This window comes from Corallococcus sp. RDP092CA, assembly GCF_041903675.1.
Lineage (GTDB): Bacteria > Myxococcota > Myxococcia > Myxococcales > Myxococcaceae > Corallococcus.
The window spans coordinates 42,264-54,062 of the sequence record NZ_JAYESI010000001.1; the positions used below are offsets into that span (position 1 = coordinate 42,264).

At 71.4% G+C, this 11,799-nt stretch carries 16 protein-coding genes; 6 read left to right on the forward strand and 10 right to left on the reverse strand.

From position 1 onward, the window contains the following. Positions 1-225: 225 nt before the first annotated feature. From U8525_RS00175 to U8525_RS00195, 5 genes are all read right to left on the reverse strand, one after another. Positions 226-768 (reverse strand): hypothetical protein, encoded by a 543-nt coding sequence (locus U8525_RS00175; protein WP_374259502.1) that lies wholly within the window; start codon positions 766-768, stop codon positions 226-228. A gap of 182 nt (positions 769-950) precedes the next feature. Continuing rightward, the gene (locus U8525_RS00180) at positions 951-2,222 is read right to left on the reverse strand and encodes a peptidase MA family metallohydrolase (protein WP_374259503.1); all 1,272 of its coding nucleotides are present in this window, start codon (positions 2,220-2,222) and stop codon (positions 951-953) included. 8 nt (positions 2,223-2,230) lie between these two features. Then, positions 2,231-2,530, reverse strand: a complete 300-nt coding sequence (locus tag U8525_RS00185; RefSeq protein WP_374259506.1) for a DUF167 domain-containing protein — start codon at positions 2,528-2,530, stop codon at positions 2,231-2,233. Between the two features lie 9 nt (positions 2,531-2,539). Continuing rightward, positions 2,540-3,067, reverse strand: coding sequence for a DivIVA domain-containing protein (locus U8525_RS00190; RefSeq protein WP_171422141.1), 528 nt, complete (start codon positions 3,065-3,067; stop codon positions 2,540-2,542). A gap of 108 nt (positions 3,068-3,175) precedes the next feature. After that, positions 3,176-3,745, reverse strand: coding sequence for a HEAT repeat domain-containing protein (locus tag U8525_RS00195; protein WP_374259509.1), 570 nt, complete (start codon positions 3,743-3,745; stop codon positions 3,176-3,178). Between the two features lie 147 nt (positions 3,746-3,892). Here U8525_RS00195 and U8525_RS00200 point away from each other — a divergent pair, with 147 nt between their 5' ends. Next, entirely contained in the window at positions 3,893-4,408 is a 516-nt protein-coding gene (locus tag U8525_RS00200) for a J domain-containing protein (protein WP_374259512.1), read from the forward strand. Here the strand turns inward: U8525_RS00200 and U8525_RS00205 are convergent. Continuing rightward, positions 4,324-5,334 (reverse strand): stage II sporulation protein M, encoded by a 1,011-nt coding sequence (locus tag U8525_RS00205; protein ID WP_374259514.1) that lies wholly within the window; start codon positions 5,332-5,334, stop codon positions 4,324-4,326. The genes U8525_RS00200 and U8525_RS00205 overlap by 85 nt on opposite strands. A gap of 1 nt (position 5,335) precedes the next feature. Further along, on the reverse strand, positions 5,336-6,121 hold the full coding sequence (locus U8525_RS00210; RefSeq protein WP_374259516.1) for an RDD family protein: 786 nt from the start codon (positions 6,119-6,121) through the stop codon (positions 5,336-5,338). Between the two features lie 484 nt (positions 6,122-6,605). Here U8525_RS00210 and fruA point away from each other — a divergent pair, with 484 nt between their 5' ends. Continuing rightward, on the forward strand, positions 6,606-7,292 hold the full coding sequence (gene fruA, locus U8525_RS00215; protein ID WP_223633780.1) for a response regulator transcription factor FruA: 687 nt from the start codon (positions 6,606-6,608) through the stop codon (positions 7,290-7,292). A 60-nt stretch (positions 7,293-7,352) separates the two neighbouring features. Here fruA and U8525_RS00220 read toward each other — a convergent pair whose 3' ends face one another. Beyond that, entirely contained in the window at positions 7,353-7,580 is a 228-nt protein-coding gene (locus U8525_RS00220; RefSeq protein ID WP_143901243.1) for an MbtH family protein, read from the reverse strand. Between the two features lie 186 nt (positions 7,581-7,766). On the opposite strand from U8525_RS00220, the gene U8525_RS00225 reads away from it, so the two are divergent. Then, the gene (locus U8525_RS00225; protein ID WP_374259519.1) at positions 7,767-8,768 is read left to right on the forward strand and encodes a DUF4105 domain-containing protein; all 1,002 of its coding nucleotides are present in this window, start codon (positions 7,767-7,769) and stop codon (positions 8,766-8,768) included. Positions 8,769-8,777: 9 nt separating this feature from the next. On the opposite strand, the gene U8525_RS00230 is transcribed toward U8525_RS00225, so the two are convergent. Next, entirely contained in the window at positions 8,778-9,524 is a 747-nt protein-coding gene (locus tag U8525_RS00230) for a hypothetical protein (protein WP_374259520.1), read from the reverse strand. Between the two features lie 103 nt (positions 9,525-9,627). On the opposite strand from U8525_RS00230, the gene U8525_RS00235 reads away from it, so the two are divergent. After that, positions 9,628-10,212: a YdeI family protein gene (locus tag U8525_RS00235; protein WP_374259522.1), complete on the forward strand. Its 585-nt coding sequence runs from the start codon at positions 9,628-9,630 to the stop codon at positions 10,210-10,212. A gap of 20 nt (positions 10,213-10,232) precedes the next feature. On the opposite strand, the gene U8525_RS00240 is transcribed toward U8525_RS00235, so the two are convergent. After that, entirely contained in the window at positions 10,233-10,541 is a 309-nt protein-coding gene (locus tag U8525_RS00240; protein WP_374259524.1) for a hypothetical protein, read from the reverse strand. A 223-nt stretch (positions 10,542-10,764) separates the two neighbouring features. Here U8525_RS00240 and U8525_RS00245 point away from each other — a divergent pair, with 223 nt between their 5' ends. Then, positions 10,765-11,265 carry an NUDIX hydrolase gene (locus tag U8525_RS00245; RefSeq protein ID WP_374259527.1) on the forward strand — a complete coding sequence of 167 codons (501 nt, stop codon included), beginning with the start codon at positions 10,765-10,767 and terminating at the stop codon, positions 11,263-11,265. Between the two features lie 127 nt (positions 11,266-11,392). After that, positions 11,393-11,767 (forward strand): hypothetical protein, encoded by a 375-nt coding sequence (locus U8525_RS00250; protein WP_374260506.1) that lies wholly within the window; start codon positions 11,393-11,395, stop codon positions 11,765-11,767. Positions 11,768-11,799 lie beyond the last annotated feature (32 nt).

The following is an 11,799-nucleotide window of genomic DNA, read 5'->3' on the forward strand; positions in this document are numbered from 1 at the left end:
CGCGCGGACCCCCATCCACGCGTTCCGGCGTTCGAACCTGTGTGCGCGCTCACCGCTCCCCCGAGCAGGAGCACGCTCCCTCAAGGCGCGTCGCGGACCCCCATCCACGACAGCGCTCCCTCCCGCCAGCCCCCGGACCCTTCCACGGAGGGAAGGGTCAAGCCGGACGGATCGGCAAACCCTTGTGACAAAACCCCGGCGCCTCCTGCGCGCCGCGACTCCTGCTCAATGCATGGCGGACCGCTCGTCGCGGCGGCCCATGGGGGGCCGGCGCGCATGAGAGGGCCGCTCGAAGTACTCCACCACCAGGCCGCCGAAGGGCACCCGCGGCCCATCCGCCTTCGGGTCCGCCAGCCGCTGGAGCAGCGCCACCGCGCTGTCCACGGCCTCGTCGAGCGCGCGGTGGATGCGCTGGCGCTCCGCGTCCCCACCGCCCAGCACCTCCAGGGCGTCCACCAGGCACCGCCGCAGCAGCGCGAACTCGTCGTGCAGGGCCCGCGCGCCGCGCTCCGGCGCCAGCCGCAGCACCGCGCGGGTGCGCGTCCAGGGGCTGGATTCCACGCCCTCCAGCGTCAGGCCCAGCTCCCGGACGAAGGGCTCCACCAGTCCGTCCAGCAGGCTGGGGCCCGGCGCGCCCTGGCCGTCGTGCGCCGCCAGCCGCATCCGCCGCCACAGCGCCGCGATGCGCTCCGGCTGCCTGGTGAAGACCCGGGCCACCCCGGCCTTCTTCCGTCCCCGCTCCGCCGCCATGTCCGTTGTCGTCCGCATCGCGAACAGACACATAGCAAGTGCTTTGCCAAGGCCAGACGTGCGCTGGAGCCCAGTGAATCCGCTGACTTGGGCAGCAGGACGACCCCGAAGGGAGCGCGCAGGACGTAAATCCTACGGGGCGGCTGTTGAAAGGCGGGGGACAGGGGAAGTTCCTTCCCTGCCTGGGAACGCCGCGCCTCTCAGTGGAGCGTTGGCTTGGGCGGGCGGCCCGACGGGGCCTCGCCGTCCAGCTCGTACTCGCCGCTGGACGACTCCGGCTCCTCGTCCTCCGCGTCCAGGTCCTCCGGCAGGCCCGCACCCGACTCCAGCGCCTCCGGCGCGCCCTCCAGGGCCTCCGGCTGGCGGGGGGCGGACGGATTGGACGAGGCCGGCGGGGTGGCGCCGGGCCATTCCGGCCAGGGGAGGGCGGGGGACAGCGGCTCGGCGCCGTCCGTGGGCACGGGGCCGGCCGCGCGGGCGGCCGCGAGCAGGCGCAGCGCGGCGTCCTCCGCGGCGTCCTCCGCGGCAAGCTCCGTCATGCGCGCGGCCTTCTGCCGCGTGCGGCGCACGAAGGCGGCCACGCACAGCACGGAGGCGGTGAGCCACAGGAGCGCGGAGCTGGTGGTGAGCGGCAGCCAGCCGTACCGGGCCGCCAGCCCCTCACGCCAGTCCTGCTCCTCCAGGAGCAGCGACGAATGGAAGGCCTTGCCGAAGGCCTGCTCGAAGGGCTCGCCCGCGCTCACGCCGTCCACCAACTGGCCCAGGGCCTGCGCGCCGTACTTGCCGTTGAGGAAGGCCACGAAGGCGGCGCTCTGCGCGTAGGCGATTTCGACGTCCGCGGGCACGTCCGGCCAGTTGTCGGCCAGGTCCTCGAAGTGGAGGACGCGCTCCTGCGTCACCGCGCGGAAGAGGGCGCTGTAGTGGGCGACGGAGTAGCGCTCGTCGGTGAGGTTCTGCGCCACGCCCTCCTGGAACCAGCGCGGCCACGACTTCGCCAGCTGGCCCAGCGCCACGTGCGCCAGCTCGTGCCGCAGCGTGGTGGGCCCTTCCTCGTCGGTCAGGCTCAGCGCGTCCAGCAGGATGATCTGGTGCCCGGGGTAGGCGAGCGCCACGGCCCAGCCCGGGGGCTTGCCGCCGGGGAGCGCCAGCGCCTCGAACTCCTGGCGGCCCACGCCCAGGCGGATCTCCGTGGTGCCCGGCCAGTCGCGCCCCAGCATCGCGCCGAAGGCGTCCCGCACGCCCTCAATCTGCCCGGCCAGCGCCTTCGCCGCGCCCGCCGCCTTCGCGGTGTGCAGGATGACGAAGCGCCGGGTCCTCAGCTCGCCCGCGACGAGGGTGGGCCGGGCGTGAGGCACGAGCGCCCTGTCGGTGACGACGGCCTCCGTGGCGTGGATGCCGCGCGGACCTTCTTCCTGCGCGAACACGCCCGGCGCGGCCAGCAGCATCATCAGGAAGGCGAACAGGCGGAGCATGCGTGGCCTCACGGTCCACCAGAGATAACAGCCTCGACCGCCGCCGCATCAACCCCCTCCACCTTCAATCGCTTACGGCGCGACGTGTCACCTGCCACGAGTGTCACCTGGCGACGTGGCACACCCAGCTTTTTGGCGATGAATTCCACCAGGGCCGCATTCGCTTCTCCATCCACGGGCGGCGCGGCCAGTTGGAGCTTCAGCTGGCCGTCGTGCTCGCCCACCACCTTGGTGCGGGACGCGCGCGGCTGGACGAGCACCGTCAGCTCCACCCCGTCGGATACGGCCTTGAGCCAGGGGGCGGGCATGCGCGGGTGCTAGTCGTTGGAGGTGGCCTTCTTCTGCGACAGGAACGCGACGTTGTCCTCCACGCGCGCGTAGTCGCGGTCCGCGAAGGCGGGCGCGGCGAAGGTCTCCAGCAGCTTGCGGTGGGCCTCCACCACCGAGCGCACCTGCGACTCGAACTGGGTGCGCTGGCGCTTGAGCTCGTTGATGTCCTCCACCACCTGCACCAGCCGCTGGTGCGCGCCGTGGACGATCTTCTCCGCCTGGTGCTCCGCGTCCGCGATGATGATCTCCGCTTCCTTCTTCGCGGCGTCCTTCAGGTCCTCGCTGATGCGCTGGGCGGTGACCATCGTCTCCTGGAGGGTGCGCTCGCGCTCCTGGTGCTGCTCGAGCCGCGCCTGCGTGCGCTTCAGCTCCTCCTTGAGCGCGATGTTCTCCTTCACGACCTCCTCGAACTCGCCGGCGATCAGCTCCAGGTACGCGCCCACTTCGGGACGCGCGAAGCCGCGCATCACCGTCTCGAAGCGCTTCTGCCGGATGTCGAGGGGGGTGATCTTCATGCGCCCCAGTCTAACCCATACACGCGCGCACTCCAGGAATCGGCCCGGAGGCCGGGCCGCGGGGCCGCGCCGGCACAGCGGGAGGGAGGGCAGGCGGGCAGGCGTGTCTCAGGGCGCGGCGGCCGGAGCGGCTTCCCACTGCGACGCCACCGAGCGCGCGGCGTTCTGCACCGCGTAGCCCACGCGGCTGTCGGCGGCCACGTCCTGCACCACCCGGCGGGCGGTGGGGGTGCGCTGGTAGAGCAGCCCTCCCAGCGCCTGGATCTTCAGCTCGTCCGGCAGGCGCGGGTGGCGCACGACGTTGCCCAGGATCTCCTCCGCGCGGCGATGCTGGAACAGCGCCACCGCGCGCAGCGCGGCCTGCTGGATGCGCGGGTTCGGGTCCCAGATGAACGCGGCCAGCGGGTCCAGGGCGCGCGGGTCGCCCAGGAGCGCCAAGTCCTCGATGGCGAGCGCGCGGATCTCCTCCGGGCCGGGCTCCGCCGCCCACAGCAGGCCCCGGAGGAGGGCGACGTCCTGCGCGCTTCCCTCCGCCGGCGGCCGGGCGGGGGCCGCCGCCGCGGGGGCCCTGTCGGCCTTCAGGGAGGCCCTGGGCGCCGCGGCCGGAGGGGCTGAAGACGGGGCCTGGGCGTGCGCGGCGGCGGTCAGGAGCAGGGCGGCGGCGAGGAGCGGTCGCATGGGGCCGTTCTACCCGAATCCCGGGAAGCCCGGCAGCGCCGCGCTGGGGCACCCCCCGGGTCACCCGCGACATTTTCTTGACGGGATCCCCGGCTGTGGGAGTTTGCCGGTGCTACAGGCGTGTTGCGAACGGAGGACCGATTCACCATGGGTGCGGCAGTCGCGAGCTGGCAGACACTGGAGAACGTCACGGTGGAGTGCACCCACTGCGGCGTGATGATGACGCTCCAGCCCGGAACCCGGGTGAAGTACTACCGGTGCGGTTCATGTCACCGCTGGGTGTCCAGCACCTACAGCGAGGTCTTCCGCGCGGACGCGAAGATGCGCACGCACCCGGTGAAGGACACCTCGGACGCGGACGCGCGCTTCGTGGAGCTGAAGGACCGGCTGGACAAGTGGCTCACCGCCGTCCAGGAGCAGTGCCCGTACCAGACCCTGGGCGTGTCGCCGCTGGATCCGCCGGACGTGATTCGCGCGCGCTTCCACGCGCTGGCCCTGGAGCGGCACCCGGACCGGGGCGGCTCCGCGGAGCAGATGCGCGAGGTCAACGCCGCCTACGAGCGCATCCTCAAGCACCGTCAGCGCAAGCGGCTGGAGGCCATGGCGTCCGGGACGTCCACGCGCGCCACGCCCGCGTCCGTCCTGCCCGCGCGCAGCAGGTAGAGCCAGAAGAGGACTCCCAGCGACAGGCCCAGCCCCACCTTGGCCCAGGTGGGGAACAGGTGGCCCGGGGAGATGAAGCCCTCCACCACGCCGATGCAGGCGAGGAAGGGCGCGCAGCCCACCACCAGCTTCACGGCTTCACGCCCGCGCGTCTGGAGCGCCTGCGCGCGCGGCAGCTCGCCCGGGTCGATGAGCGCCTGGCCCACCATCAGCCCGGCGCCGCCGGAGATGACGATGATGGACAGCTCCACCGGCCCGTGCGCGGCGATGAAGTCCAGGAAGCCCGCCGTCATGCCCTCGCGGACGCACAGCGCGCCCACCGCGCCGATGAGCACGCCGTTGTTCACGAGCGTGAAGATGGGCCCCACGCCCAGCAGGATGCCGGACGCGAACGCGAACAGCGTGACGGTGAGGTTGTTGGTCGCGATGCCGGACGCGACGGCGTTGGGCGGCGCCACGGACAGCAGGTCATCCGTCCACATGCGCCCCTGCGCCACGTAGCGCCGCACGCCCTCCGGCACCAGCAGCTCCGCGCCTCGCGGCTCCAGCGCCACCACCAGCGCGCCCAGCAGCAGCCCCAGCACCAGCAGGCCCGCGCTCACGCCCACGAAGCGGGCCTCGCGGCGCAGGGTGGCGGGGAAGTCCCGCCGGAAGAAGGCGCGCGTGGAGGCCCAGCGCTCGCGCGGCGGCTGGTAGATGGCGCCATACGCCTGCGCGCACAGCTGGTTGAGGAAGCGGTGCGCGTCCGTGCCCGGGTAGAACGTCTGCGCCTGCGCCAGGTCCGCGGCCGCGCGCCGGTACAGCGTGTCCAGCGTGCGCAGGTCCGTCAGGCCCAGCCGGCCCGCGCGCTGGCGCGTCAGCAGCGCCTGGAGCGCGTCCCAGTCCGGCCGGCGCCGCGTGACGAAGGTGGGCAGGGGCGCGGCCATGTCAGTGGACCGCCTTCGCGCGCGTGCGCAGGAAGGACTCCGTGGCCTCCGGGGACTGGAGCACCCGGGTGCGCTCCTCGTCCGTCAGGGCCGCGCCCACGCGGTCCACCAGCCGGCCGCCCAGCCGCCGCCGCACCTCCGGCTCCAGGCCGGGCGCGCGCGCGAGGAACGCCAGCACCAGCTCCACGTCCTCCGCGTCCAGCGGCCGCTGCACGGCGGCGTCCGTGGCGGGGGACCCCGCGGGCGCGGCGTCCGCCGTGGCGCCTTGCGTGTACTTGTCCAGGTCGATGGCCTCCTCGCGCACCAGCACCGTCCCGGCGAGCAGGTCCCCCAGCCGGCGGTGCCGCGCGTCCAGCAGCATGGTGATGCAGCCCGTGGCGTAGAGCACCGGCAGGAAGTCCACCGCGCGGCACAGGTTCCTCACCGCGCTCTCGAAGAAGCCCACCGGCGAGCCGTCCTCGCGCACCACGCGGATGCGCAGCGCGCGCTTGCCGGGTGTCTGTCCATGGAAGAACACCTCCGCCAGCGTCCAGTACAGCCATTGCGTGGCGAAGAGGCCCACCGCCAGCAGCGTCTGCGTGAGCCCCGACAGCGCCTGGAAGGCCCCCAGCACGTCGGACACCAGCAGGGTGATGACGAAGTAGAGCGCCACCCAGAAGAAGAACAGCAGGCTCGCGTCCACCAGCCACGCGAGGCAGCGGTAGCCGATGCCGGCCACGGGCAGGGAGAGGGCCACCCGCTCGGGCGTGGCGACGTCGACATGGGGTGCGGGGGCGGAGGGAGTCATGCGTGCGAGACGCACAGCATACGCCCTTCGCGTCCAGGACGTGCACCTGCGCACGCGTGGGCGCCCGCGCACGGGCATTGGACGAAACACCAAGCAAAACATCCAGATCCGGACGCGAAGCGGATGTCCCGCGCTCGACAGCGAACACGACCTGACGGGCGAGACCCTGGATTTCGATGCGATTCGTGCGCAATTGACAGTCCCGCCGGGGTCCGTTCGCATGAGGCCTTGGATGATGTTAGGGTCTCGGTTGGCTGGATTTGCTTGAAACGAAAAAGGAGGAGTGGCCTGGACGGGCCAGTTCGGCAGTCGCAAGCGCAGTCCGCAGGGCAGCACTGACAGGACCCCCGGATGGAGTTGAAGCGCGGTTCTCGCACGCTCATCACAGGCGGAAGTTCCGCCGCGGTTCCACCGACTCCGGGGCAGGTTGAAGTCGACAGGTAGCATTGAAAGCAATTCGCCACGACGGCTGGGGGGCCATCGCATGGCAGCGAATCAATCGGCAGTTCGTATTTCGATTCTCGAAGGACCGTGGGCGGCCTGGCAGGGCCTGTCCGAGGGCCTCCGGGGTGAGGGTCATTCCACTTCAGTGACGCGCGACGTGCGCGGCTTCCTGGACGGGCTCGGCACGGATCCACCGCAAGTGGCCATCCTCGACGTGGAGAGCGACGGCGAAGCCGCCATCGGCTGCTCCGTGACGGAGGGGCTCAACCTGCTGCGCGAGGCGCGCAAGCGCCGGCTGGAAGTGCGCATGCTGCTGCTGTCCGCGGTGAGCACGCCGGAGGTCATCTCCCAGTGCTTCGACGAAGGGGCCTCGGGGTACCTCTTCCGCGCGGGGCTGGGCGTGAACGCGGTGTCCTCCGCGGTGCAGTCGTTGGTGCGGGGCGAGCGCCTCTTCCCGGTGCAGCTGCTGCGCAACGACTTCGAGCATCCGCCGGTGACGTCACCCACGGCGAGCGTGCTCCTGCTGCTCACGCAGCGCGAGCGCGAGGTGCTGCAATACGTCGCGGGCGGGGCGGACAACCTGAAGATCGCCGCGCACCTCCAGATCGCGGAGCGGACGGTGAAGTCACACGTCACGCAGCTCTACCGCAAGCTGGGCGCGGAGAACCGCACCCAGCTCGCCTTGCGCGCCTGCCACCTGGGCGTCAGGCCTCCTCCGGATCTCTAGGGGGACGGCCCACCCTCCCCGTCGAGGCGGGGAGGGCATGGTGGGGAGCGCGCGCGGCCTTCAGTTCTTGTTGCGGGCCGCGTCCTCTTCCATCTTCTTGCGGAGGCTCAGGGGGCGCATGTCCGTCCAGACCTCCTTGATGTACTCCAGGCACTCGGCCTTCAGGCCCTGCTTGCCGGCGTCCTTCCAGCCCAGCGCGTTCTCACGGTCCGCGGGCCAGATGGAGTACTGCTCTTCGTGGTTGACGACGACCTTGTAGATCGTCGTGTCTTCGCGCTCGTCGCTCATCGGGGTGTGACTCCTGAAAGCAGGGGACCCCCTTTCGTCGCACACCCGGGGAAAAGCGGTCAAGGTAGGCGGACGCAGCAGCCCCGCGCCCTTCCCGGGAGGGCGGATTCATGCCCGCCCGTCGGCATCGCGCCGGGGAAGCCACATTCGTGACACGGGCGATGCGGGGCGCGGATACTCGGCCGCATGCGCATCTGGAAGAACGCGGTGGCGGGGCTCGTGCTCCTCGTGGGGGGCGCCTGGGCCTCGCTGGCCCTGGCCCTGACGGGGACGGGGCCGGAGGGGCCGCATGGGGTGCGGACGCTCGTCGCCGGGGCACTGGTGGCGCTGGCGGTGGTGGCCTGGCGGTGGCGCTCGCGGCGCTGGGGCGTGGCGGTGATGGTGCTGGGCTGCCTGGTCGTCCATGGCTGGGTGCGCACGTTCCAGCCCTCCAACACGCGCGACTGGGCGCCGGACCTGGCGCGCGCCCCGTGGGCGGAGGTGGCCGGGGCGCGGGTGACGCTGCACGACGTGCGCGACTTCCGCTACCGCAGCACCACGGACTGGGATCCGGCCTGGTACACGGCCACCTACGACACGGGCGCGCTCACGGACGCGTCGTTCATCGTGGAGCCCTTCTCCGGCTTCTACGGCGCCGCGCACACCATGGTGAGCTTCGGCTTCGCGGACGGCCGCCACGTGGTGTTCTCCGTGGAGGTGCGGCGCGAGCAGGGAGAGACGTTCTCCGCGGTGGGCGGCCTGTTCCGCCGCTTTGAAATCACCTACGTCGTGGGCGACGAGCGGGACCTGGTGCAGCTGCGCTCCAACTTCCGCCACGACGACGTGTATGTGTATCCGGTGAAGGCGTCGAAGGAGCGCATCACGGCGTTCTTCCTGGACATGGTGCAGCGGATGAACGGGCTGCACGCGCAGCCGGAGTTCTACGACACGCTCACCAGCAACTGCACCACCAACCTGGTGCGCCACTTCGAGAAGGTGGCCTCGAAGGACGTGCCCTACGATCACCGCACGTTGATGCCGGCGTTCTCGGACGCGCTCGCCTATGAGCTGGGCATCATCGACACGGACGCGCCGCTGGAGCAGGTACGCCAGCGCTACCACATCAACGCGCGCGCCCTGGCCGCGCAAGGGCGGGACGACTTCTCCGCCCGCATCCGCGCGCCGCTGGAGACGGCCACCGCGCCGTGAGGGCCTGCCTCAGGTGCCCGTCGCGGCCTGGGGCGGTGCTGGGGGCGTGAAGCCGCCGCGCAGGTGCTTGTCGTAGTGCGCCTGCAGCGCGGCGAAGTAGCCACGCTCCTCCCACAGCTCCTGGAGGAGCCGCTCGGTGAGGGACCTCACCTCCGCGTTCTCGGTCCGCGGGTCGGGCACCCGGGGGCCGTGCTTTGGATCCAGGAAGATGCGCAGGGCCTCGGCCATCAGCACGCGGCTGCTGCGGAAGAGGCGGCGCAGGGCCTGGTTGACGGGCCGGGCGTCCATCTCCGAGCAGGCGGCGACGATGGCGGCCTGCACCTGGCGGGGCGCGTCCCCCTGGAGCGAGGTCGCGTCCAGGTCCCCGCGCTCGAGCGCGTGGTGCAGCAGGTAGCCATGGTGCAGGCACACGCTCGTCAGGTCCACGCAGTCCTTCACCCAGAGGACGAAGAAGACCTTGCGGAACACCTTGCGCACGGGGAAGAGGGCCACGGCCTTGAGATAGGACAGCAGCTGTCCGCCCGGACTGCGCGTGTCATACGAGCCGGCGAGCACCGCGACGGCCTTGTCCGGCGCCTTCAGCCCCTTCTCCTTGAGCTGGTCGCGCACGGACTGCTCGCGCACCTGGCGCAGGGCGTAGTCATCCAGGAAGGGCACGGGGATGAGCGGGGTGAGCCCGGCCGCCACGGCGTGGAAGGCCACGCGGGCGAGCGAGGGCGGCAAGGCATCGGGCGGACGGGAGGCGGAATCAGCCATGGCGTGTTTCATAACCGCTTCCGCGCGGGCGGCCTTCCATCGCTAGAGTGGGAGTGTCATGAACCCGGCGCGAGGCGCGGGGCAGGGAAAGGCGTTGCGCCGCATGAAGGCGAAGAAGGAGGAGCTGCCCATCGTGCCCTTCGCGTCCGAGAAGGCCTGGGAGAAGTGGCTGGAGAAGCACCACGCCGACTCGCCGGGCGTGTGGGTGAAGCTCGCGAAGCTCGAGTCCGGCATCCCGTCCGTGACGTACGCGCAGGCGCTGGAGGTGGCGCTCTGCTTCGGCTGGATCGACGGGCAGAAGGGCTCGTTCGACGACGCGTACTGGCTCCAGCGCTTCACGCCGCGCAAGCCGCGCAGCAAGTGGTCGAAGATCAACCGCGGCAAGGTGGAGGCCCTGGTCGCCGCCGGACGCATGCGGCCCGCCGGCCTGCGCGAGGTGGAGGCGGCGCGCGCGGATGGCCGCTGGGAGGAGGCGTACGCGGGGGCGAAGACCATCGAGGTGCCGGAGGACCTGAGGCTCGCGCTGGAGAAGAACCCGAAGGCGCAGGCGTTCTTCGCCACGCTCAAGGGCGCCAGCCGCTACGCCATCCTCTTCCGGCTCCACGACGCGAAGAAGCCGGAGACGCGCGCGCGTCGGCTGGAGAAGTTCGTCGCGATGCTGGAGGCAGGGGAGCAGCTCCACGGCTGACGCGAGGGCGCGACGCCCCGCTACGGCAGGATGCTCTGGAGGAGCGCCCCGCCCGCCTGGAGGAGCGCGCTGCCCGCGATGAGGTTCGCGCGGGTCTCGCCGCTCAGCAGCGACGCCGCCACGCTCACCCCCAGCGGCTGCTGGCGGAAGAACGCCGTCTCGCGCATCGCGAACTCCCAGATGTTGGAGGGCGTCGCGGGCCGGTTGAGCAGCTCGCGGTTCGCTTCGTAGAAGTCACCCACCTGGCCCGCCGCCACCTCGCGCCCCGCGGCCTGCCCCGCGCGTGCCTGCTCCTGCATCGGCTGGAGCAGGGCGGGCGCCATGGCCATCGCGCTGGAGCGCCGCCTGCCGCGGCGTCCGTGCGGCTTCGGCCGGAGCCGTGGAGGCGGCTCGCGCCGCTGGACGGGCCTCCGTCACCGGGTTGGACACGGGGAGCGAAACGCTCCGGTTTCCGACAGGGCCTGCGTTTCCCATGTCGTCCAGGCTGGCACGGACTCTCCGTCCGGGTCGTGCGGAGGTCGTGGTCCGCCGAGGCCGGGTATCCTCTCCTTCATGAGCAGCCCGATCGACCCCTTCATGCGCGTTGCCTACCGGGGCGCCTACCAGTTGGCGCGTGCGTGGTGGTTCGTTCGCCGTCCGCGCACGGAGGGCACGCTCGTGGGGGTGTGGCGGGGGCGCGAGGTGCTGCTCTTGCAGAACTCCTACAAGCAGGCGTTCTCACTCCCCGGTGGCGGCCGGCACCGGGGCGAGTCCCCGGAGGAGACGGGCGCGCGGGAGCTGCGCGAAGAGGTGGGCCTGCACGTCCCGGCCTCACGGCTGCGCGCGGTCTGCGAGCTGCACCACACGGATGAGTTCAAGCGGGACCGGTGTCACTTCGTCGAGCTGGACCTCGACGCCGAGCCCCGGCTCGCGCTCGACGGACGGGAGGTGGTGTGGGCCCGGTGGATCGACGTGGAGACCGCGCTGCGCTTGCCGCTCATGCCCGTGGTGCGCGCCTACCTGGAGGACGCCGCGCGGCGGCGGGGACCCGTGTCCTCCTGCTCGTCCCCTTAGCGTGAAGGCAGGTTCCCCGCGCTGTCTTGCACCCTCCCTGGCTCGACCTCACCTTCGGAGGATGGCGGGGCGACAGGAGCGGAGGTGAGCCGTGTTGCAAGAAGTCAGGACCACCCCTTTGCAGAACGTGGGACGCGGGCTGTTGGGCTCGTTCATGGTCGGCGCCGGCACGGGGCACCTCACCTTCGCGCGAGCGCCCTTTCAGGCGCAGGTGCCTGACTGGGTTCCCATGGACAAGGACACCGTCGTCCTGCTCTCCGGAGTCGTGGAGATCGGCCTCGGGCTGTCCCTGCTCCTCAACACGCGTCACCGGGTTCCCATGGGGTTGGGATTGGCGGCCTTCTTCGCGGCCATCTTCCCCGGCAACCTGCATCAGTACGACAAGCGCATCTCCGCGTTCGGCCTGGATACGGATCGCAAGCGGCTGGTCCGGCTGTTCTTCCAGCCCGTGCTGATGGCCTGGGCGCTGTGGTCCACAGGTGCCCGGAAGGCATTGCGGTAAAGCCAGACGTCCGTGCAGGGCCGCGCGATGGA